At 50.5% G+C, this 22,246-nt stretch carries 14 protein-coding genes; 12 read left to right on the forward strand and 2 right to left on the reverse strand.

Annotated elements, in window-relative coordinates; translation table 11 throughout:
• Positions 1 to 9 precede the first annotated feature (9 nt).
• The 8 genes from JCM10914_RS08775 (at position 10) to JCM10914_RS08805 (ending at position 12,354) form a co-directional block, all read left to right on the forward strand.
• Positions 10 to 1,539 carry an ABC transporter ATP-binding protein gene (locus JCM10914_RS08775; protein WP_023959759.1) on the forward strand — a complete coding sequence of 510 codons (1,530 nt, stop codon included), beginning with the start codon at positions 10 to 12 and terminating at the stop codon, positions 1,537 to 1,539.
• Positions 1,536 to 2,591: an ABC transporter permease gene (locus JCM10914_RS08780; RefSeq protein WP_023959760.1), complete on the forward strand. Its 1,056-nt coding sequence runs from the start codon at positions 1,536 to 1,538 to the stop codon at positions 2,589 to 2,591. The genes JCM10914_RS08775 and JCM10914_RS08780 overlap by 4 nt, the downstream gene beginning before the upstream one ends.
• Before the next feature lie 4 nt (positions 2,592 to 2,595).
• On the forward strand, positions 2,596 to 3,546 hold the full coding sequence (locus JCM10914_RS08785; protein WP_023959761.1) for an ABC transporter permease: 951 nt from the start codon (positions 2,596 to 2,598) through the stop codon (positions 3,544 to 3,546).
• Positions 3,547 to 3,708: 162 nt separating this feature from the next.
• The gene (locus JCM10914_RS08790) at positions 3,709 to 4,326 is read left to right on the forward strand and encodes a hypothetical protein (RefSeq protein WP_148300189.1); all 618 of its coding nucleotides are present in this window, start codon (positions 3,709 to 3,711) and stop codon (positions 4,324 to 4,326) included.
• A gap of 171 nt (positions 4,327 to 4,497) precedes the next feature.
• Positions 4,498 to 7,131: a chitobiase/beta-hexosaminidase C-terminal domain-containing protein gene (locus tag JCM10914_RS29210; RefSeq protein WP_023959763.1), complete on the forward strand. Its 2,634-nt coding sequence runs from the start codon at positions 4,498 to 4,500 to the stop codon at positions 7,129 to 7,131.
• Entirely contained in the window at positions 7,089 to 10,769 is a 3,681-nt protein-coding gene (locus tag JCM10914_RS29215; protein ID WP_023959764.1) for a 5'-nucleotidase C-terminal domain-containing protein, read from the forward strand. Before JCM10914_RS29210 ends, JCM10914_RS29215 begins: the two co-directional genes overlap by 43 nt.
• A 110-nt stretch (positions 10,770 to 10,879) precedes the next feature.
• Positions 10,880 to 11,371: an RNA polymerase sigma factor gene (locus tag JCM10914_RS08800; RefSeq protein ID WP_023959765.1), complete on the forward strand. Its 492-nt coding sequence runs from the start codon at positions 10,880 to 10,882 to the stop codon at positions 11,369 to 11,371.
• A complete protein-coding gene (locus tag JCM10914_RS08805) occupies positions 11,368 to 12,354 on the forward strand; it encodes a hypothetical protein (RefSeq protein WP_023959766.1) in 987 nt (328 codons plus the stop codon). The genes JCM10914_RS08800 and JCM10914_RS08805 overlap by 4 nt, the downstream gene beginning before the upstream one ends.
• A 149-nt stretch (positions 12,355 to 12,503) precedes the next feature.
• Here the strand turns inward: JCM10914_RS08805 and JCM10914_RS08810 are convergent, their stop codons facing one another.
• A complete protein-coding gene (locus tag JCM10914_RS08810; RefSeq protein ID WP_023959767.1) occupies positions 12,504 to 14,420 on the reverse strand; it encodes a beta-N-acetylhexosaminidase in 1,917 nt (638 codons plus the stop codon).
• Positions 14,421 to 14,694: 274 nt separating this feature from the next.
• On the opposite strand from JCM10914_RS08810, the gene JCM10914_RS08815 reads away from it, so the two are divergent.
• Positions 14,695 to 14,904 (forward strand): hypothetical protein, encoded by a 210-nt coding sequence (locus tag JCM10914_RS08815; protein WP_231638584.1) that lies wholly within the window; start codon positions 14,695 to 14,697, stop codon positions 14,902 to 14,904.
• A gap of 92 nt (positions 14,905 to 14,996) precedes the next feature.
• Here JCM10914_RS08815 and JCM10914_RS08820 read toward each other — a convergent pair whose 3' ends face one another.
• On the reverse strand, positions 14,997 to 15,377 hold the full coding sequence (locus tag JCM10914_RS08820; RefSeq protein WP_023959769.1) for a VOC family protein: 381 nt from the start codon (positions 15,375 to 15,377) through the stop codon (positions 14,997 to 14,999).
• A gap of 559 nt (positions 15,378 to 15,936) precedes the next feature.
• Between JCM10914_RS08820 and JCM10914_RS08825 the strand changes: the two genes are divergently transcribed.
• The 3 genes from JCM10914_RS08825 (at position 15,937) to JCM10914_RS08835 (ending at position 22,193) form a co-directional block, all read left to right on the forward strand.
• Positions 15,937 to 19,632, forward strand: a complete 3,696-nt coding sequence (locus JCM10914_RS08825; RefSeq protein ID WP_023959770.1) for a pullulanase — start codon at positions 15,937 to 15,939, stop codon at positions 19,630 to 19,632.
• 231 nt (positions 19,633 to 19,863) lie between these two features.
• The gene (locus JCM10914_RS08830) at positions 19,864 to 21,273 is read left to right on the forward strand and encodes a stalk domain-containing protein (protein WP_023959771.1); all 1,410 of its coding nucleotides are present in this window, start codon (positions 19,864 to 19,866) and stop codon (positions 21,271 to 21,273) included.
• A gap of 65 nt (positions 21,274 to 21,338) precedes the next feature.
• Positions 21,339 to 22,193: a phosphate ABC transporter substrate-binding protein gene (locus JCM10914_RS08835; protein ID WP_023959772.1), complete on the forward strand. Its 855-nt coding sequence runs from the start codon at positions 21,339 to 21,341 to the stop codon at positions 22,191 to 22,193.
• The last annotated feature ends 53 nt before the right edge of the window (positions 22,194 to 22,246 follow it).

Genomic DNA, 22,246 nt, shown 5'->3' on the forward strand with positions numbered 1-22,246 from the left:
CGCAAAACCATGGACTATGTTGTCGAGATGGTAGGCATCCGCAAGGAGTTTCCGGGTATCGTAGCCAATGACGATATTACGATCCAATTGAAAAAGGGGGAAATTCACGCGCTATTAGGCGAGAACGGGGCGGGAAAATCGACCCTGATGAGCATTCTCTTCGGCATGTACCAACCCGATCGCGGAACCATCAAAGTACGGGGGAGCGAGGTACGGATCGGTAACCCGAACGTAGCCAATAAACTGGGGATCGGGATGGTGCATCAGCACTTCAAATTGGTGGAAGCGTTCACGGTTACCGAGAACATTATACTGGGCAGTGAGACGCGTAAATGGTTCTTCGGACTGGATACCCAGACCGCGGCCAAACGCGTGGAAGCCCTCTCGAAGCAATACGGCTTGAATGTAGATCCACATGCCAAAATCGAAGACATCTCCGTTGGCATGCAGCAGCGGGTAGAAATCCTCAAGATGCTGTACCGCAATGCGGAGGTATTAATCTTCGATGAACCAACGGCCGTACTGACGCCGCAAGAGATTGATGAGCTTCAGAAAATCATGAAGAATCTCGTGAACGAAGGCAAATCCATCATCTTGATCACGCATAAATTGAAAGAGATTAAGGCTGTTGCCGACCGCTGTACGGTTATCCGCCGGGGCAAAACGATTGGTACGGTGGATGTCGCCGATACCAGCCGTGAGGTGATGGCTGAGATGATGGTGGGTCGCAGCGTGTCCTTCAAGGTGGACAAGCAAGAGAGTAAGCCTGGGGACATTGTACTGGAAGTGCAGTCGCTCACGGTGCAAAACAGCAAGAAAACCGACGCCCTCAAATCGTTCAGCCTCACGCTGCGTGCAGGGGAGATCGTAGGTCTCGCCGGTGTCGATGGCAACGGTCAGACCGAGTTGATCGAAGCCATTACAGGTCTAAGGCAAGCGGCGGGTGGATCGGTGAAATTAAATGGCAAGGATATTTCAGGACTCTCCGTGCGCAAGCGCAACGAGAGCGGCATTGGCCATATTCCGGAGGACCGCCAGAAGCGTGGACTCGTGCTGGATTATACCGTGGAGGAGAACCTGATTCTTCAAGTGTATAACAAGCCGCCATTCGCTAAACGAGGACTTCTGCAGCCGTCCGCGATTCGCGAGAATGCGGATCATATTATTCAGAGCTTCGATGTCCGTTCAGGCAGCGGTGCTCGCTCCGTTGTGCGTTCGATGTCCGGGGGCAACCAGCAGAAGGCGATCATTGGTCGTGAGGTAGAGCGCGATCCGGACCTGTTGATCGCCGTACAGCCAACGCGTGGTCTGGACGTAGGTTCGATCGAGTACATCCACCGGCGTCTCATTGAACAGCGGGACAAGGGAAAGGCGGTTCTGCTGGTCTCCCTGGAATTGGACGAGGTGCTCAATCTATCCGATCAGATTGCTGTTATTAACAATGGCGAACTGGTAGGTATCGTGAAGTCCTCCGAGACGAACGAGAGAGAACTTGGTCTTATGATGGCCGGGGTTCACCAAGAGGAGGGTTCGGCATGAATAACGCTGTCAAATCATTGATTGCCGTTCTGCTAGGATTGATTGCCGGTGCGATATTGATGGCGTTGACCGGACACAATCCGATAGAAGGTTACAAATTCCTGCTTCAGGGAGGACTTAAGAACCCGGAGCGGATCGGGAACACGTTAGCCACGGCAACGCCGTTGATCCTGACGGGGCTGTCGGTCGCCTTCGCGTTCCGTACGGGCTTGTTCAATATCGGAGCAGCGGGCCAAATGCTGTTCGGCGGGTTCTGCGCAACTGCCGTCGGCCTGTCTTTTGATCTTCCGCGCCCGGCTTTATTGCTCGTGATGACCCTCGTCGGATTCATCGGCGGTGCGCTATGGGCTGTCGTTCCCGGATTCCTGAAAGCACGCTATAACGTACATGAAGTCGTATCCACGATCATGATGAACTGGATCGCGTACTGGACCGTGTATTACGTGGTTCCGGCCTATTTCAAGGGCACGAGCTTGGAGACGGAATCGCGCCAGCTTCCACCGGAAGCGAGGCTGCATCAACAGTGGCTGAGCGATATGTTTCAAGGTTCCTATGTTAACCTTGGTCTGTTTATCGCGGTCATTGGCGTGATCGTGATCGCTTTTATCATTAATAAAACGACGCTCGGTTATGAGCTCAAGGCCGTTGGCTTCAATCGGCACGCTTCCGAATATGCGGGGATTGCCGTAAACCGCGGCATCGTCTTGTCGATGTTCATCTCCGGCGGGCTTGCCGGACTTGCCGGGGTCGCCCAGTATACGGGAAATGCTTCAAGCTTGCAGATTGGCGTCATGCCAAGCCAGGGCTTTGATGGCATTGCCGTTGCCCTGCTAGGACTTAATGCGCCAATCGGCGTTCTGTTGTCGGCACTATTCTTCGGCGTCTTATACGCCGGTAAAGGCTTCATGAATGCGATGACGGATATCCCGCCAGAGATCGCGGATTCGATTATTGCTATCATCATTTATTTTGCAGCGACAAGCATTCTGATAGAACGTCTCTACCGTAAATTCAAGCAACGCCGTTCGGCGAATAAGAAGCAGGAGGAGTAACGACATGTGGACGACGATTGAACAGATTTTTCCGTACGCGATCGCTTACACCATTCCGCTTCTGATCACCGCGCTGGGCGCACTATTCAGTGAGCGAAGCGGCGTTGTCAACATCGGTCTGGACGGGTTGATGATCGTAGGTTCTTTCATTGGGGCTTTCGTGATTTACACGATACAGGCACAGTTCCCCGGCTCGCCTTGGGTAATCTGGGTTGGGCTTCTGGCTGCCATGGTAGCTAGTGCGTTATTCTCGCTGTTGCATGCTTTTGCCAGCATTACGCTTAGCGCGAATCAGATTATAAGTGGTACGGCGATTAATATGATCGCCGGTGCGCTGACGATTTTCCTGGCGCGTAACATGACAGGTAGCGGTAAGATCACGATCAATGGCTTTTCATCACAGACGATTCCGATTCTTTCTGACATTCCGATTCTCGGCCCGCTGTTGTTCACGAAGACGTACTATACCACGTGGTTTGTGCTGGTGCTGCTGATCGTGAGCGCATTGTTGTTATACAAGACGCCATTCGGTCTGCGGCTGCGCTCCTGTGGCGAGCATCCGCATGCGGCGGAAGCGGCAGGGATTCGCGTGCAGTCGATGCGCTATGTGGGCGTGATGATCTCCGGTGCCTTCTCGGGTCTTGGCGGAGCTGTCATTCTGGTAACGTATTCCGGCGAATTCACCGGAAATGTGGCAGGCCTAGGTTTCCTGGCGCTCGCTTCCCTCATCTTCGGACAATGGAAGCCGCTCGGAATATTGCTAGCGACCTTGTTCTTCGGTTTTGCGACAACGGTCGCCAACGTATCGCAGGTGATTCCGCAGCTGGCGGTCATTCCGCCGGTATGGCTGAAGATTTTCCCTTACGTGGTAACGTTGATCGCGCTTGTCATCTTCTCGAAATCCTCCAACGCGCCGAAGGCCGTCGGGGAACCGTTTGATTCGGGCAAGCGCTAAATGATAGCGGCAAATCATTAATGCGTAATCCCCTTCGTGTCGTTTTTACCTTTACGGTGGAACGGCTGGAGGGGATTTTTTGTCGAATCTGAATAAATCATGATCGTTTGCGTTAATTTACAGTAAGCGCTAGATTTTTCGGACAAAAGGATGTGGATGAATTTGAAGGAGAACAATATCGTGGTCGCTGTATTCCATGAGGATAGTAAGGCATATCAGGCATTATCGGAATCCAAGCACCTGCAGCATGAACAGTTCAAGATACACGAAGCCGCAGTTATTAAGAAAGGATATGGCGGCATTGAGTTCAAGGATGGATATAGTCCTCGTACCGCAACGGATCGAACGCCGCTAAAGGGAGGGCTGCTCGGTTCCGTTATTGGCATTTTGGGCGGACCGCTCGGTATTCTGCTGGGTGGCAGCATCGGGACGATGATCGGGGCCTCGCGGGTGGTCAGCCGGCAGCGGGAAGGTATCAGCCTGATTGAACGTACGGTGGAGGAACTCTATAACGGCGAAGTGGCCTATGTAGCGAACGTGGAAGAATCGAATGAGATTGCGTTTAATCATTTTCTCAACGGGTTCGATCCGGAATTTATTTACCGGAAGGAAGTATCGCAGATGGAAGAGGAGATGACCAAAGCGCGGGAGGCGGAGCGAGAGCTGCAAGAAGAGCAGCAGCAGAAGCGCAAGGAGGAGCGGCAGGAGGATATGAGGCAAAAGGCCGAGGAAATGAAGGAACGGATCAAGACTGAATTCAACAAAATGAAAGACAAGTAAGGAATATGGAGCGAAAGCGATAAGACCTCCGAAGGACCTGCCGGAATGCGGTTGGGTCTTTGGGAGGCTTTTTTACATAATCGATACATATGTTTACTACTGCGCAAACATTTCTGGTATATATAGTTAATAGGTCCATTAATTCAATAGAATAGAGGAGTGAAAATCGGAATGCGCAGTCGATTACATCGAGGCAAACCGCTGCTAAGTTTGTTTCTGGCAATCGTTATACTTGTAGGCATCATTGTACCACTCGGTCCTGCAAGATTAGCAGAGGCTTCCCCTTCAACTGACCAGGTTGTTATTAGCCAGGTGTACGGAGGTGGGGGGAATAGCGGAGCCGAATACAAGAATGATTTTATCGAACTCTTCAATCCTACGAACCACCCGGTTAACCTGACTGGCTGGAAGGTGCGTTATGCCAGTGCAGCAGGTACATTTAACCCAGAGAACGAAACGCAGTTAACAGGAATCATACAGCCTTATTCTTATTTTTTGATTGAGCAAGCCGGAGGGACCAATGGAGCTTCGCTGCCAACGAATGATCTGAAGAATTCGATTAATCTTAGCGCTACGAATGGAAAAGTAGATCTGATCAGCTCCACCGGTCAGCGTGTCGATCTCATTGGCTACGGCACTGCATCAGAGTATGAAAATAGTCCGACGGCGGCTTTGTCCAACGGCACGGCAGCGATTCGCAAAGAATTGACCACTGGTCAATCAGACCGTGGTCTTGATACGGATCATAATGCGCTCGATTTTATCGTTACGAAGCCGGATCCGCGTAACAGTGCAAGTCCAGCAACACCCGTAAATCCAGTTAACGGCCTGGCACGAGTGACGGCAAATCCTGAGCCGAATGCGTGGCCGGCAGGCACAGAGATTAACCTTAGTAACGCTAGTGTGGGCGCTTCCGTCTATGCGGATGTGTATACATCCGGGGGAAACACGGGTTATGAGCTTGTAACAGGCCCGATCGTATTGCAGGAGCCAACGCGCATTGACGCTTACGCGGCCCAAGATGGAGTAGACGATGGCCCGGTGGCCTCGTTTAACTATGATCTGCTAGCCCCGGTTCCTGTTGCAGATGCTCGTCTCAAGCTTAAAGGCGAACATGTGTGGACGGAAGGTATCATTACGCATATCGAAGGCAGAGAAATCTATATTCAAGATGATAACGCCGGTATCGTACTGTATGACTATCCGCTGAGCGCCAAGGTCGGCGACAAGGTCAGCGTAGCTGGTATAATGGAAATTTACAACAATTTGGAAGAGATCAAACCTCATCCGTTGCTACCGAGTCAAGTTGTGCAGGAGAATGCAGGTGTGCCACAGCCGCTCCGCATTGAAGGAGCCGACTTGAGCAGTGCTAACGGAGAAGAGTATGAAGCAAGGCTGGTTTATCTGGAGGATGTAACAATCAAATCCATGAACAAGCCTGGTGAGTATACCGCGGTACAGAACGGGCAGGAATTCAGCATTTATTCCAGCTTGCCGAAGCTTGTGGTCGGCAACACTTTCAGCCGGATTACAGGGGTCATTAAGCAGTTCGGCAATGTATACCAGCTGATTCCGCTCAATAATGAAGCGATTGTGGAGGACATGTTCTCCGTCGTTGCCAGCCCTGGGAGCGGCCCGATTATATCTGGCGGCAAGGTAGAGTTGTCTAGTCCGACTCAAGGGGCAGATATCCATTACACGCTGGATGGATCCGATCCGACAAACTCCAGTCCCCTTTATGCAACTCCGATTTCCGTTGATCAAGATGTAACGATCAAAGCGATCGTGGTATCGGGAGCAGAGGTAAGCAAGGTATACGAATTCAAGTATACGATCACGGACCAACCGCGAATTGCCGACATTCAAGGCGAGACGCACACTTCTCCGTTCAAGGGGCAGACCGTTCAAAACATCGAGGGCGTCGTTACGCAATACGGTTATACCTTCTCGAACGGGAACATCAAAGGATTCTATATCCAAGATCCGCAGCCTGATGACAACCCGAACACATCGGATGCAATCTTTGTATACACTACGAGTCCCAACCGTCCTCAAATCGGTGATCTGGTCACCGTAAACGGTACGGTGGATGAATATAACGAGGGAAGCGCAAGCAACCTGACTTCGACCCAGATCAATCTTCAGTCCTTCCAGAAGCTCGGGACAGAGGAACTGCCAGAGCCCGTGACTTTGGGCAAGGGCGGACGTCCAATTCCTTCGGCTATTATTGACAACGACCAATTCGGGCTGTTTGATCCGGAGGAAGACGCGATCGATTTCTATGAATCACTAGAGGGCATGTTGGTCAGACTGGAGCAGCCGACCATCATCAGCCCATACTGGACAAGCGCAGGTACGTACAATATTCCGACACGTGTGGAGAATCATGTTCCCGATGTGATTACGCCAGCCGGTGGGTTGGTATTGAAGGAAGACCGCAATTATAATCCGCAGCGCCTGCTGATTGCTTATGGAAATCCGGGACAAGAAGTAAGTACCGGGGATGTGTTCGCAGATGATGTAGTCGGCGTGATTGGTTACAACAGCGGCAACTTCAAAGTAATTCCACCTAAAGACGGACTGCCTGCCATCAACAGCAGTTCGTTCCAACAGGAAGTATCTACGATTGAAGTAGATCAAGAGCGCCTGCTTGTGGCTACTTACAATATTGAGAACTTCTACCCTGGAGTAGGCGCAGCCAAAATCAATAAGCTAGCCGAGTCGATGGTCCATCATATCAAGTCGCCGGATATTATCGGCTGGTGGAAGTGCAGGATAATAACGGGGAGAAGAATGATGGAATAACGGCTGCCGATGAAAGCTATCAGGCGCTAATTCAAGCCATTAAAGCTAAGGGTGGTCCAACTTACAGCTACACGGACATTGCCCCTATTCATAATAACGATGGCGGTGCACCGGGAGCCAACATTCGCGTCGGGTACCTCTACAACGCAGACCGAGTTCAATTATCGGACAGCGTGAACGGCAAGAAGGGATCGGCTACGGAAGCGGTAGCTTACGACGCGAGCAAGGATCAATTAACCTACAATCCAGGCAGAATTGATCCGACCCATCCAGCGTTTAATGCTTCGCGTAAACCACTGGCGGCACAGTTCGAGTTTAATGGCGAGAAAGTGATCGTCATTGCGAATCATTTTAATTCCAAGTCCGGTGATCAAGCACCGTTCGGAATCGCACAGCCACCGGCGTTATCGAGTGAGTTCCAGCGACATCAGATCGCAGGTGTCGTCAACGGATTTGTGAAAGAAGTTGTGACTTCTAATCCGAATGCGAACGTGGTCGTGCTAGGCGATTTCAATGATTTTCAATTTACCGAAACGGCTTCGATCCTGAAAGGGAACGAGCTGGACAATCTGATTGACGAGCTTCCGCTGGAAGAACAATACACCTATACGTATGACGGCAATTCGCAGGTATTGGATCATATTCTGGTCAGCAAAAATCTGACCGCCGCATCTGAGATCGACGTGGTGCACTTGAATGCCGATTTCCCGGTTTCCAAGGGACGCGTGTCCGATCACGATCCGGTGTTGGCTCAGATTGATCTGAAGCCGTCGGCGGCAGAAGGCTTTCCGCTAACGATTCTGCATACCAATGATACGCATGCCAATCTGGACACGGTTAACTCACCGAATAACATCGCCAGACGTGTGACTGCCATCAAGGAGGCTAAAGCCGCAGCAATCAATCCACTGCTCGTGGATGCTGGAGACGTATTCTCTGGTACGCTGTATTTCAATCAATATTTAGGACTAGCTGATCTGGAGTTCATGAATCTGGTTCAGTATGACGCGATGACCTTCGGTAATCATGAGTTTGATAAGGGCTCCGAGGTGTTGAATGATTTTATTGAGCAAGCTGAATTTCCATTCGTGTCATCGAATGTGAATTTCTCGGCTGACCCATTACTGCGCGGGAAATTTAAAGATGAGGTTACCCGTGATCCACTGAAGGGCAACGTATATCCTGCGATCATTATGGAAGTAGATGGTGAGCAGGTCGGTCTCATCGGTCTCACTACGGAAGACACAGCTAACATTGCTTCTCCAGGATTAGTTACCTTTGATCATGCGGTGCAAAAAGCTAGAGAGACGGTAGCGATGTTGCAGCTAGAAGGAATCAACAAAATCATCGTACTCTCACATCTCGGTTATGATGAGGATGTTAAACTTGCCAAGCAAGTAGAAGGTATCGATATCATCGTTGGCGGACATAGTCATACCAAGCTGGATCAGGCTGTTGTAGACCGTACTGACAATGAGCCAAAATTAATTGTGCAGACAGGTGAGAAGGGGCAGTTTTTAGGCCGACTCGAGGTACTATTTGACGATGAAGGCGTTCTTCAGAGCTGGGACAGTAATCTGATCTCTATCGATGAGAAGGTCAATGATCAATATGTGGTCCAGCCGGATCCAGAAGCGCTGAATATTTTGAACACCAAGTATAAGCCGGGTGTGGAGCAGTTGAAGCAAACCGAAGTTGGCGTGACAGAAGTGAGATTGAACGGCGATCGTGCCGACGTACGGACAAAAGAAACCAATCTCGGTAATCTGATTGCGGACGGCATGCTGGATGCTGCGCAAGCAGCAGGAACGAATGCGGTCATCGCCCTTCAGAATGGGGGAGGAATCCGTGAACCGATTGAAGCTGGTACAATTACCATGGGTGACGTGATGACCGTGCTTCCGTTTAACAATGATCTAGTCACCATTACGTTGACTGGACAGGAAATCAAGGATGCAATGGAGAACGGCGTTTCCAAGACACCGGCCCAGGACGGGCGTTTCCCACACATCGCCGGCATGAAGTTCTTCTATGATTCTACGAAGCCGGAAGGTTCGCGTGTGCTTCGTATCCAGGTGAAAGGCAAGAACGGTTATGAGCTTCTTGATCTTACGAAGTCGTATGAGGTTGCAACCAATGCCTTCACAGCAAAGGGTGGAGACTTCTATGCGCCGCTGGAGAAGGCCTATAGTGAAGGGCGTGTGAATCTGCTCTATATCCCTGACTATGAAGTATTCTCGAACTATGTGAAAAAGGTAGGAACGATCACAGGCGAAACCTCAGCGGTCGAAGGACGAATCGTCGATTTGAAGGGCGCAGCGCTTCCAGAGGAACCGGGCACCCCTGGTAATCCAGGCAACCCAGGCAACCCGGAAAATCCAGGTAGCCCAGGACCGTCCACGCCGCCAACCAATCCGTCAACTCCTTCCAATCCTGGTCCAGGAACCCCCATTCCTGTTGAACCGGGTAAGGTGAAGGTACAGGCAAAGGTAGAGAATGGAGCAGCAACAGGCGATGTTACCGGAGCAGCGATGAAGGAAGCTCTGAAGCAGCCTGCCAATGGAAGAGTCACAATAGAGGTAACCAGCACGCAGCCATTCGAATCTTCAACAATTACGCTGGACAACGAAGCGCTCCGAGCATGGATTGCTCAGAATCAAGCGCGGGTGTTGGCGGTAGTAACGCCATACGGCAGCTATGAGCTTCCGCAGAATGCGGTCAATCTGCAAGCGCTGGCAGCTCAGGCGGGTGCAGATGCAAGCAGCCTTCAGCTTGTGATTCAGATTCATCTGGATGCTGAGGCACTTAAACTAGCGGCGTCCAAAGGCCATCGTGCATTGCAGGCAGTGAACTATACCGTCACTGTGAAGTCCGACAATGGCAAGACGCTGACGCTGGATACGTTCAACTCCTACGTGAAGCGTACGATCAGCCTTCAACCTACAGAACGAACATCTAGTCTCGCAGTGGTACGACTGGATGGCCCAACGGGAAATGTCTATACTCCGGTTCCATTCAAGGTGAACGGACAAGGAGTAGATATTTATAGCCGCTCTAACAGCACGTATCTGGTGCTGCAACATGCGGTTACATTCGAGGATATCGCATCGCATTGGTCGAAGCAGGACGTGGAATCCCTTGCGGCCAAAATGATTGTCAGCGGCCGTTCGGAACATGCATATGTTCCGAACGCTCCGGTCACTCGGGCAGAGTTCACGGCACTTATAGTGCGTGCTCTGGGCCTGTCTTCCACTACGGGAGCAGCTTCCTTCCAGGATGTAGCCTCGACCGACTGGCACGCAGGAACGATTCAGGCAGCGGTTCAAGCAGGTATCGTCAATGGATATGCGGACGGTACGTTTAGACCGGGCCAGACGATTACCCGCGAAGAAATGGCGTCCATGTTATACAAAGCCATGCAATTTGCGGGCTATGACAATCGGAGTTCGGCATCCGAACGCTTTGCCGATGAAGAGCGCATCGCTTCATGGGCGAAGGAAGCGGTGCATACGCTGCGCGGACTTGGTATTGTGAACGGAGATGGTCAGCAGCGCTTTGTACCAAAAGGGAATGCGACCCGCGGCGAAAGCGCGGCGGTGCTGAACCGTACGATTGAGATTTTGACGTATGTGAAGTAAGACTATAACAGGATTCGGGCTAACCCATCAGGGTTAGCTCTTTTTTTGTACCCAAATGTGACCAAACGACGTCCATAATGGTGTTAAGGGTAAAAGGAGGTCTAACCGCGATGTCAATTGATTCGCTCCGGCCGGGCGGAGATATGAGGGAAGTATATGAATTATATGGCAGCATGCTTTTTAAAATAGCGATGGTCTATCTTGGCAACAAGCAGGACGTGGAAGAGGCTCTCCAAGAGACATTCATCAAATGGATGCATAAATCGCCGGATTTCCGTGATCAGGAGCATCAGAAGGCTTGGCTCATCCGCGTGATCACGAATCATTGCAAGAACATGCAGGGCAGTCTGTGGCGCAGACGGGTAACGAAGCTGGAGCAAATGGATGACTATTTCGAAGAGGCTTCGGAACGCTTGCTGATGGATCATGTGATGAGCCTGCCGTTCAAATATAAATCCGTTATCCACTTGTTCTATTACGAGGATTATTCCGTGCGAGAGATCGCCGGCATCTTGCAGATCAGTGAATCTGCTGTGAAAATGCGTCTTCAACGCGGCCGGAAACTGCTGCGGATGGACTTGGAAGGGGAAGAATGGGCATGAACCGTAACGATTACAAGAAATTGATGAATCGCATAGAACCTGATGAAGGAATGGAGGAACGACTGATGAAGGATATGAATCGAAAGGTAACCAAGCAAGCACGTTCAAGATGGGACCGGATCGGGATGGCGTCCGTCAGCATGGCGGTGGTTCTCGGTGTGGTACTGGTCATTTCGCTCGTATGGAGCCAGCAAGCAGGCCAAGATCAAATGGCGATTGGCGAGCCCCAAGTCTCCGGGGAGGACGGAACGCCACCAACCTCCGGCAACCACGAGTCGGTGACGATACCCAAGATTGAACTCCCTGACGACAGCGGGGTCTCCATGAGCATGATCGGACTAGTGGTATATCAAGGCAACATTTATACCCAGAGTGGGACGGGGATATCACCAGAGACGGCCAAAGCGCTAAGAGGAGAGAAGTTAGGACGGTCGAAGTCCGGCATTACGGAATGGAGCACGTCTTCCGATTATACGGAGCTAGCCTCAACGATCGGAGAGATGGATATCTATTCGGTTCAGGGATACGATACGGAGTTCCGGATTATGTCGTATGCGGAGCACGACGGCCAGATCTTCGCGGAACTGTATGAGCATCTGAATGGCATTACGGTGCATACAGGCGAGGACGTTGTCGGCAAGCTGAAGCTGTTGGATCGAATGATCTCGGCGAACTGGCAGGATTTTGACAGCTGGAATATGGGGGAAGTTCAGTTGAACGAACTGGCGGTGGACGAAGCGCTGCAAGCTTTCGTTCAAGCACTCTATGAAGCGAAGCCGGTTGCGGCCGAGGCGTTATATGAAGCCGGTATATATGAAACAGGGGCGGAGGAACAGAAATTCCTGCATCTGAAACTGGAGGATGAGACCCAAGTACAGCTGCGGCTGTTTAAGAGCGGCCCGTATGTGCGGTACGGCAACGCTGAGGTGTTTCTCCAATTGGATAAAGAAGCCTTTGATGCGCTGTGGGAGCGGATGGAGTAGCTGAATTTGTATTGTAAAAAGAGACCTGTGACAGGTCTCTTTTTTGGGATGATCAGATGATGCCAGCAACATAGCGGTCCAGTTATACATTCTTGATTGATGCTGGGGAATAGAGGGCTGCGCTTTTATACTTCAGCTCTGCGTGATGCTTAAAATGGATTCAGCACATGATAGAATACGTTCGGCGAGGCCATGCGGTAATAATGGCTGCACCAGCCGACGCCTTTGTGGTTGTCGCGGTTGGTTGTGCTAAAGACGAGTCGTTCTTGTTCTAACTCTTCAATGCGGGCCAACCGTCCTTCTGCGAACTCCAAAATGCGAAACGACGCCGTATCCAGGCGGGTAATGACGCCGCCGAAGCGGATGTCGATTACTTCCCAGCCGAAGGGCTTAAACATCTTGTGCCACTGCGTGCGGTGGGCGATCCGCAGCTCTTGGACCGCTTGAGAGATGGCCGGCAGGACGCTCTTGGCCATATGTCTCAACGTATCGAGATCATGGGCATCATAAGCGCTTTTTAAGGCGATGCCGATCTCACTCTTGCGCTTCAGCACGGCGCTTAGCTTCTCCGGCATCTCAAACAGATAGTCCAGTTCGGCGTCTGGGTTACGATGATCACGTATCCGCTGTTCCAGCTCCGCATAGTGGTTGGCCAGGTCGAGCCCTTCAATCTGTTTGTCAAACATTCCGAGTAATACATCCTGATAGAGCAGGAACTTGGATGGATTGCTCTGTTTGGCGTTGTTCGGCTCTTGTCCCGGAATTTCATCCAAGTCCTTCAATTGCAGGAACGCCTCCAGCTCGATGCCGGTGCAGAATTTCACGCGCTCTGCCAGCTGCGCTTGTGTTGGCGGTTGCTGCGAGTAAGCATGCTCAGCATACAGCTGCAGACCGAGCAGCGCCGCGAATGGATTGCCTTCGTTCCCGTCGTCGCCCCACATCGTGGCGTAAACCTCTCGAATCCCTTCCTGCTTGCATACTTGCAGGGCGACATTCGAAGCGTTCAGTGATAGGCCGTAGTTGACGCCGAACGTATTGAAAATCCATACGGCACCTGCAAATACCAGATTGCAGCCTAGTGGACGATGATTGGCAATGAGCTTCTCGTAATCTCCCGGCTCCATGTGCGTGTAATCCCAGTACACCATGTCGACGTCCTTCGGAATTCGGCGAGCCATCTCTTCTGGAATTGAGGTTTCCTTATCGTAATAAGCCGCATCCCCACCTCCGCCAGCGGCGAGCTTGAGGAACATATCGCTCCACATCATCGGCTTCAGGCCTCGTTTGCGGACGGCAGCCAGCACCTTATCCAGGTGCGAGATCATGATATCAAACCGGCTATGGTATCCGTTCGAGTCGAGATATTTACCGCGTCCAAGCTCCTCGGCCTCGTCCATGCCGATATGAATCTTTTTGCTGCGGAACGGAGCGCTGGCTGCCTCGATCATGTGCTCGATCAGCGAGTCGGTCCGTTTGCTGCCGACCAGCAGCGCGCCTTTGGTATCGCGATAATGCTTAATGGGTTCCCACTTGAGGAATTCTTCTAAATGAGCCAGCGTCTGAATGCTGGGAAAAGCCTCGATGCCGAATTGGTCGGCGTAATCATCGATCTCTATCAGTTCAGCCTGTGTATAGCGTCCACGCATGTAGCCGAAGTATGGCTCACCTTCGATCTCATAGGTGTCCTCCATATATAACATCACGCTATTCATCCCCATCAGGGCCAGCTTGCGAAGCATCGATTTGAAACTGTCTACCGTAAGGACCGCATTGCGGGACAGATCGAACATCGGACCGATCTGATCGAATTGCTGCTGTTCTTCAAGCTGGAAAGTATCTTGCTCGCGGCTATGCTGAACAAGTAGGCCTAACCCCCGGAAGAACTGGTGCTTGCTTCCGTAGCGAATGGTTGCCGCATTGCCTTCTCGACTTACCACAAGCGGGCCTTCCGATGGACCGACATGGACGAGAATGCCATCCCCGGCTAATTCCACGCCCAGCTCTGTTAGTAATGCTTGAATACCGGGCATCAAATCCGTTACATCGCCCTCGAAACGAAATTTCATCCGAAACTCCCCCTGCATCCATGATATTTTGGTATAAACATTATATCATTATAATGTTTAATGTTATTGGATTGTGGTAGGGAAAGCAATCATAAAGTTTGGGCCAGGCATAGCGAAGAAAATGAATCTATAACCAGAATCCCCACCACAGATAAGCAAATTCCCTGTTGTAATCCATAACGTATCCACAGATGCTAAAGAGGAAGCCGGATGGTGGGTAGTTACCAAAGAAACTCGTTCCATTCATATCCAAGTGGAAGCTGAGCATGCGGATATGGTGCTATTCTGGACTTCTCCTACAGGCACGGAGGTAGGCAAAGAGCGTGAACTTGTGGGATATGACGTTGATGGTGAGGACGGATGGTCCTTGGAGTGGAATATTGAGGGGCAGATGCTCCACAACCATCTGGATATTCAAGCATTAGGTATCGACGGTGTTTCATATGCCAGGGTGAGCTTTAATGTTCATACCTTATACGAATGAAATCTTGAATAAAGGCCATGCTTCTGGAATCATGCAAAAAGCCAAACTTTACAACGATAAGAACTTTCAAACAAGAAAATAAGCTTGTTTGCTTATGATGAAAGCCATTCTAAAAACTCAAGTCGATTTCCAAAGGGGTCGTTTATATAGAAGCGTCTTACTCCTTCATCAGCTCTTGCTTCATCATCAATTACATGAACATTACTGTGATGCAGATATTCACGCAACTCTTCTAAGTTCTGTACGTGAAATGCCGGGTGAGCCTTTGTAGCGGGAACAAAATCTTTTTGTACTCCGATGTGTACTTGATGATTACCGCATTGGAACCAAACGCCACCACGTTTTTTTAGAATTTCAGGTTTTGGAATCTCCGTCCAACCCAATAAGTTATCGAAAAAATTCCGAGCCTCTGTTTCGCAACCTTCTGGGGCTGCCAGTTGAACGTGGTCAAGACCATAGAAATTGTAAGTCATATAAAATCCCCTCCTTTTAGTTTCATTTAATGAAACTAAGTTTCAAATTATAGTTCCATTTTATAGTAATTCTTAATAAAAATCCAGGTCTTTTTACTACTGCATTGGCATCCATAAGTTCTATTTTATTTATGTTTGGATAATTCTCCTATGCATTAATAACGTCTTGTTTATATGAAAACTACTCTTGCGTAAACGTTTGCGCATTTTATCGTTTCAACACACCAATTATCGATAGTAATCTTGTATGGTACACAGGGTTCATTTTGCCGCTGATATGAGAAATATGGACTAATACCAAGGATATAAAACGCTTTCAGTTCGATGGAAATCAGTTATTATGGATTGACGTTCATCATGAGCGATACTACAATAAGAATGCAAACGTTTTCAAATGTTTGGCATGCTGCTCCATGTCTTGAAATAAGATATTTAGCTACTCCGCACCTGGAATTATGCGTGACTTAGCTTGATAAACCTTAAGCATGCGGCAATTTGCGCAATCGTTTGCTCATCGAGAAAGTTACACCATTTTCAAAAGAAAAAGGAGGCTTACACAATGAGCTTGGCTGCAAAACGCACGTGGTCCATCGTGATCATGGTTTCATTGATTTTATCTATGATCGGCATTCCCCCGGTTGAGGTACATGCCAACGCCGCGAATTCACAAGCGACGGCGAATGCGGATACTCCGATTCCCGCAGATCATTTGCGTGTTCATTACAACCGTTCGGATGCGAATTATAGCCCGATGGGACTGTGGATGTTTGATGATGTTGCGGCACCGTCCGTGAACTGGCCGGCAGGGGCCGTATCCTTTCCGCAGGGACAACTGGACAGCTACGGAGCATTTGTCGACATTCCGCTGCAGGCCGCTGCCGCAAAAGTGGGAATCGTGGTCGTTGACCGTGTTAGCGGTGAGAAAGACGGGGGCGACAAGCATGTAACATTCATCTCTCCAGAGTTGCAGGAAGTATGGCTTCAGGAAGGCTCAGACCGGGTATTTCATTTCGAACCGGCGAAGCTCCCGGCAGATACGATACGCATTTATTATGAGCGACAGGATCAGCAATATGATTCATACGGACTGTGGATATGGGGAGATGACGTCGTAGCGCCTTCTCAGGACTGGCCGCAGGGTGCGACGATGTTTCAATCGAAGCAGGCTGGCCGTTATGGCGCCTATGTTGATATTCCGTTAAAGGCGGGAGCGCAGAAGCTGAACTTTCTCGTACTGGATCCGGCTAAAGGCGACGAAGGCAAAGATGCAGGAGACAAAGGGTTCGCTTTGGTGGACCGCTACCAACATCTCTTTATCAAACAAGGGGACGACACGGTTTATGTATCCCCGTTCGGCGAAGTGGCGACTGGCATGGTGTCCGCTGAAGTATTGGCTCCTGGCAAGCTTCAGTTAGGGTTAACGATGACGGACGGTTTAGAGCCGGATGCATTAAAGAACGAGTTACATATTAAGGATAAGGATGGCAATAAGGTGAACGTAAATCGAGTAAAAGTAAACGGAAACACAGCTGTGGAAGTGTCAGCCAAATTCACACAATCGCAATTACCGCTTGAGGTTACCTATGCCGGGAAGACGGTATCTGCCGCCTCGGGCTGGAGAATGATCGATGAACTGTATGCTTACGATGGTGATGATCTTGGCGCGACCTATCAAGCCGGCGGCGTGCAGTTCAAGTTGTGGGCGCCTACGGCTACGGCCGTAACGGCGAATCTGTACAGTAAGGATGATGCAACGAAATGGATCGGTAAAATTACTTTGCAGCAAGGGGATAAGGGGGTCTGGTCGGTTCAGTTGAAACCAGGCGCTCAGGGGATCTCCGACTTTCGAGGAATCTTCTATCAATACGAAGTGACCAACGACGGTGTTACCAAAAAAGTGCTGGACCCGTACGCCAAATCAATGGCGGAATTCCGAGTGAATACGAAGGGAGAGCCAGGTCCGGACGGGGATACGGTCGGCAAGGCCGCGATCGTTGATCTGAGCCAGACGAATCCTTCCGGATTCGGTTACGCGGACATCCCAGGTTATGAAAAGCGGGAGGATGCGATCATCTGGGAGATTCACGTACGCGACTTCACCTCCGATCCTTCGATCGAGGATGATCTGCACAACGCTACCTGGGGTTCGTACGCCGCTTTCGAGAAGAAGTTGGAGTACATTAAATCACTGGGTGTAACCCATGTCCAGTTGCTGCCCGTCATGGCTTGGTACTACGGTGATGAAGCAGCAATGAAGAACCGGGAACTGGAGTACTCGGCGAAGGATAACGAATATAACTGGGGTTATGACCCGCACAATTACTTCTCCCCTGACGGTGCCTATTCCGAAGATCCGAAAAACCCGGAGCTGCGCATACAGGAATTGAAGGCGATGATTCATGCGATTCATGAAGCGGAGATGGGCGTTGTCCTTGATGTGGTATACACCCATATGGCGAAGGCTGATTTGCTGAATGACATCGTACCGAACTACTATGCCTTCCAGGATGCCAATGGCAAATTCATCGGCGGCTTTGGGAACAATCTGGCCACGAACCGGAAGATGGCGGAGAAGCTGATGGTGGATTCCGTCAAATATTGGTTCGAGGAATACAAAATCGACGGCATGCGCTGGGATATGATGGGCGATGCAACCTATGAGTCGGTTCAGAACGCATATGATGCGGCGGCGGCTATCAATCCGCAAGCCTTGTTTATCGGCGAAGGCTGGGTAACCTTCGGCGGGCATCTGTCCGATCCTTCCTTGGAGGGTAAAGGGGCGGATCAGAACTGGATGGATAAGACAAATGACGTCGGGGTATTCTCGGACGAATTCCGTAACGAATTGAAGTCCGGCTTCGGCCACGAAGGCGAGCCGCGGTTCATTACAGGCGGAGCACGCGATATCAACACCATTTTCAACAATATTAAGGCACAGCCAAGCAATACCAAAGAAGATGATCCGGGCGACATGGTGCAGTATATTGAAGCGCATGACAACCTGCCGCTGTACGATATCATCGCGCAGTCGATTAAGAAGGACCCATCGATTGCCGCCAACGACTTGGAGATTCATAAGCGGATTCGTTTAGGTAATCTGATTACCTTAACTTCGCAAGGAACTGCGTTCCTCCATGCGGGTCAGGAGTATGGCCGGACAAAGCAATGGAAAGCCGCGGGCGTGCCGGAGCAGAAGTATCATGAATTAAAGGATGCTGCGGGTAAGACCTTTGGATATTTTGTTCATGACTCTTATGATTCCTCCGATGCGATCAATATGTTCGATTGGGAGAAGGCGACCAACCAAACGAAATTCCCTGAGAATAATAAGACCCGCGAATATACAACCGGATTGATCGAGTTAAGAAAGTCATCCGATGCATTCCGTTTGGGCGACAAGTCTCTCGTGAATTCGAACGTGACCCTTCTGTCCATTCCGGAAGTGAAAGAACAGGATCTCGTCATTGCCTATAAGAATCGATCCACGGACGGAACCGGCAGTTACTACGTTTTGGTTAACGCCGATAAGCAAGCCAGAACGTTGTCGCTGAACGTAGACCTGACAGGTGGCACGGTATTGGTAGATAATCAAGTTGCCGGCACGACAGGGGTGCAAGAGCCATCTGGCTTTACGCTGACTACCAACGCTATTAAGCTCGATCCTCTGACGGGTGTCGTGATTAAGCTCGATTCGTCTCTGGAACCGGATCCATCGCCATTTACCGATCTTGCGGGCCATTGGGCAGAACAAGCGGTGAGGGAACTTGCTGCCAAGGGCATCGTGAAGGGGACGAGCGATAAGGCATTCAGCCCGGATCTGAAGCTGACCCGTGCCCAGCTCGCTGCGATGCTTGTACGTGCGCTGCAACTGGAAGGTACTAGTGATCGCCACATGTTCAAGGATGTGGATAGTGAGGCTTGGTACGCTAGCGCCGTTGCCGCTGCTCATCAACACGGATTAGTGAAAGGCAGAAGCGAGGATACGTTCGCGCCTCATGCTGTAGTTACGCGGGAGGAGCTGGCCGTCATGCTTAACCGCGCTTATGAACAGAAGGGGAACGCTTCTGCTTCAGGACCAATACCGAGCCTGAAGGATAAGCAGCAGATTTCGGCATGGGCTGCTCGCGAAGTGGAGGCCGCGTTGTCCCACGGATTGATGAAGGGGCGTACGAACGGTACATTTGCGCCTGGAGCAGCAACGACTCGTGCGGAGAGTGCACAGGCTGTACTGAATTTACTTGGTCAACTCAAATAACCTTAGCTATGATGTGAAATGACATATACGCGTGAAAAGAGCTGTCGGGAGAGATGCCGATGGCTCTTTTTTTATTTGCACGAATTGCAGATCAATGTGCTGGGGGAGGCAATGATATGAAAATATTGACACTGCATTTACAATTCCAGTATTTCCCGTTTACAATTCGCTCCTATAATAACAATCAGATGAGATATTTTACCATTAGCGAAGAGAAGGGTGACAAATTCCATGTCGATGAAAAAAACATTCATGGTTACAGCGGTCGCAGCCGTATTAACTACCTCGGTCGTCGGTTCAGTATCTGCCGCACCGGCAGTTTCTGCATCAGGAACCAAATCAGTTGCAGTCCAAGTACAACAAACCAAGTACCGCATTAACGGAAGCGAGGCAGCGATTCGTTCGATCATCCAACAAGGGGAGACTCTCGTTTCGGTGCGCGATATGATCAAAGCGGTCGGTGCTCAGGCTGAAGTAGCCAAAGGCGTGACTACTGTCAAACTGAACGGTCATACCCTCGTCTTAAAGAACAACTCTTCGCAGATTAAGGCAGATGGTGTTACAACGACTCTAGCTCAGCCAGTCACGGTCATAACCGGAACGAGTTACATAGCATTGCGCCCGTTCGTATCTCTGCTTGGCGGTACGATTGGCAAGCGTGCGGGTGTGCTGGAGATTAGCACGATACCCTTGTTGGCAGACGCTGAGAATCCTCGATTTGCAGGTACGGGCAAGCTGATTGTGTCCCGTAGCGACGAGCAGGGGAGAACCGATTATCTGGTCGATACCACGAGCGGTAAGTCTGAACTGCTGCTGACAACAAGCGGCGGATCGGATCTGGTCGTGTCACGAAGCGGCGAACAGGCAGCCTACACGGATGCGGAAGGTGCAGTGTATGTACTGGATCTCAGGAGTAAGGCATCCCGCCTGATTACAAAGGATACGAGCATTAAGCCGGAGCTGGTCTGGTCCGCGGACAGCCGCGCCATTTATTTCTTGCAAGGGGATAAAGGATCGGTTATCGCCAAGCTGGACGTAACGGAGGGCACGATTACCAAGGTTGTGGAAGACAAGGTCGATTATAAGGAGAACCTTAGCGTCTCGGCAGACGGGAAGAAGTTCGTCTATACCGTAACGACACTCGGGACCGTCACCTCGGATGCGACGAATGTCGACGAGGATAACGTATCGATTGATTTTTCCTCCAATCAACAACAGATCTATTCGTTTAACATCGGTGGATCGAAACTGGAGGCCGTAAAGTTGACGACATCCTCAGACGACAAAGTGTTTGTATGGTCCAGAGATGGACTGAAGGCGTACTACGTAAGTATTCCGTCCACAGATGATCAAGCGACGCTCTTGTCCGTCGACGCATCGCAAAAGCCTTCGAGAGTCTTCGCCGATTACGATGTGGAACAAGTGCTTCTGGCTGGCGGAATTCTGTATGTGCTGGCCGCCCAAGACGACAGCAACAGCGTGATTTATTCGATCGATACCCTGACGGGCAAACAGACGAAGCTGTACACCGTATCGGCTGACGTTTCGGCGATCGCCGTTGCAGACTCACAAATCGCGATCGTGGAGAACGGCCGGGTCTTGGTCCATGCAGGCAACAGCTGGAGAGCGGTTACGAAGTAAGAACCTTTTCCTTAACTGATTTATATATGATGAAGCTTTCCTAATTTGAGAGGAGAATATAAACGATGAAAAAATGGATGAAATCCCTGACGGCGATCATGATGGCTGTCTCCCTGATCAGTACTGCTGCGCCTTCAGCCGAAGCAAAGAGTAATCTCAAAGGCAATATCGTCATTAACGGTTCCTCGGCCTTGCTCCCGTTGACCCTTCAGGCTGCAAGCGAGTTTAAGAAAGAGAATCCGAAGGTTAAAATTTCCGCTTCCGCCGCCGGTTCGATTACCGGGCCGCAGTCGGTTCGCAAAGGCATCGCCGATATCGGGGCCGTGGATTGGGACGCTTCGAAGAACGTACCGGGCTTCAACAAATTCGATGGTTTGGTAGCCAACCCGGTGGCTGTAACGGTCTTCGCCGCTGTAGTGAATCCGAACGTGGGAGTAAGCAGCTTGACAACCAAGCAGTTGCAGGACATTTTCTCCGGCAAAGTGACGAACTGGAAGGAAGTTGGCGGCTCGGATGCCAAAATCGTCGTCGTGAACCGCAAGTTCGGTTCCGGTACACGGGTTAACTTCCAACAGAAAGCGCTGGACGGCAAGGAGTTCATGAACAAAGGCGATAATTACAAGGAGGTCGGCTCCAGCGGCGATATGAAAACAAGCATCGAGACGACGCCGAATGCCATTGGTTATATTGACCTTCCGTACGTTACCAGCAAGATGAAAGCTTTGTCAATCAACGGTGTGGCGCCAACCGAGAAGAACGTCTTGAACGGCAGCTATAAGGTATGGGGCATCGGCTACTACATGACCAAGGGTCAGCCAACCGGTGCGACCAAGGCGTTCATCGAGTATATCCAGAGCAGCAAATTCCAGAATGGTTCCCTGAAGAAGCTGAAATTCATTCCGCTTTCTGCTGTGAAATAAACAGGGCATTCGGTATCCGCTCGTCTCAACATGAAAGGGTTAGCCAGCTACAG

The organism is Paenibacillus sp. JCM 10914 (assembly GCF_001315105.1).
In the GTDB taxonomy this organism is placed as follows: Bacteria; Bacillota; Bacilli; order Paenibacillales; family Paenibacillaceae; genus Paenibacillus_AQ.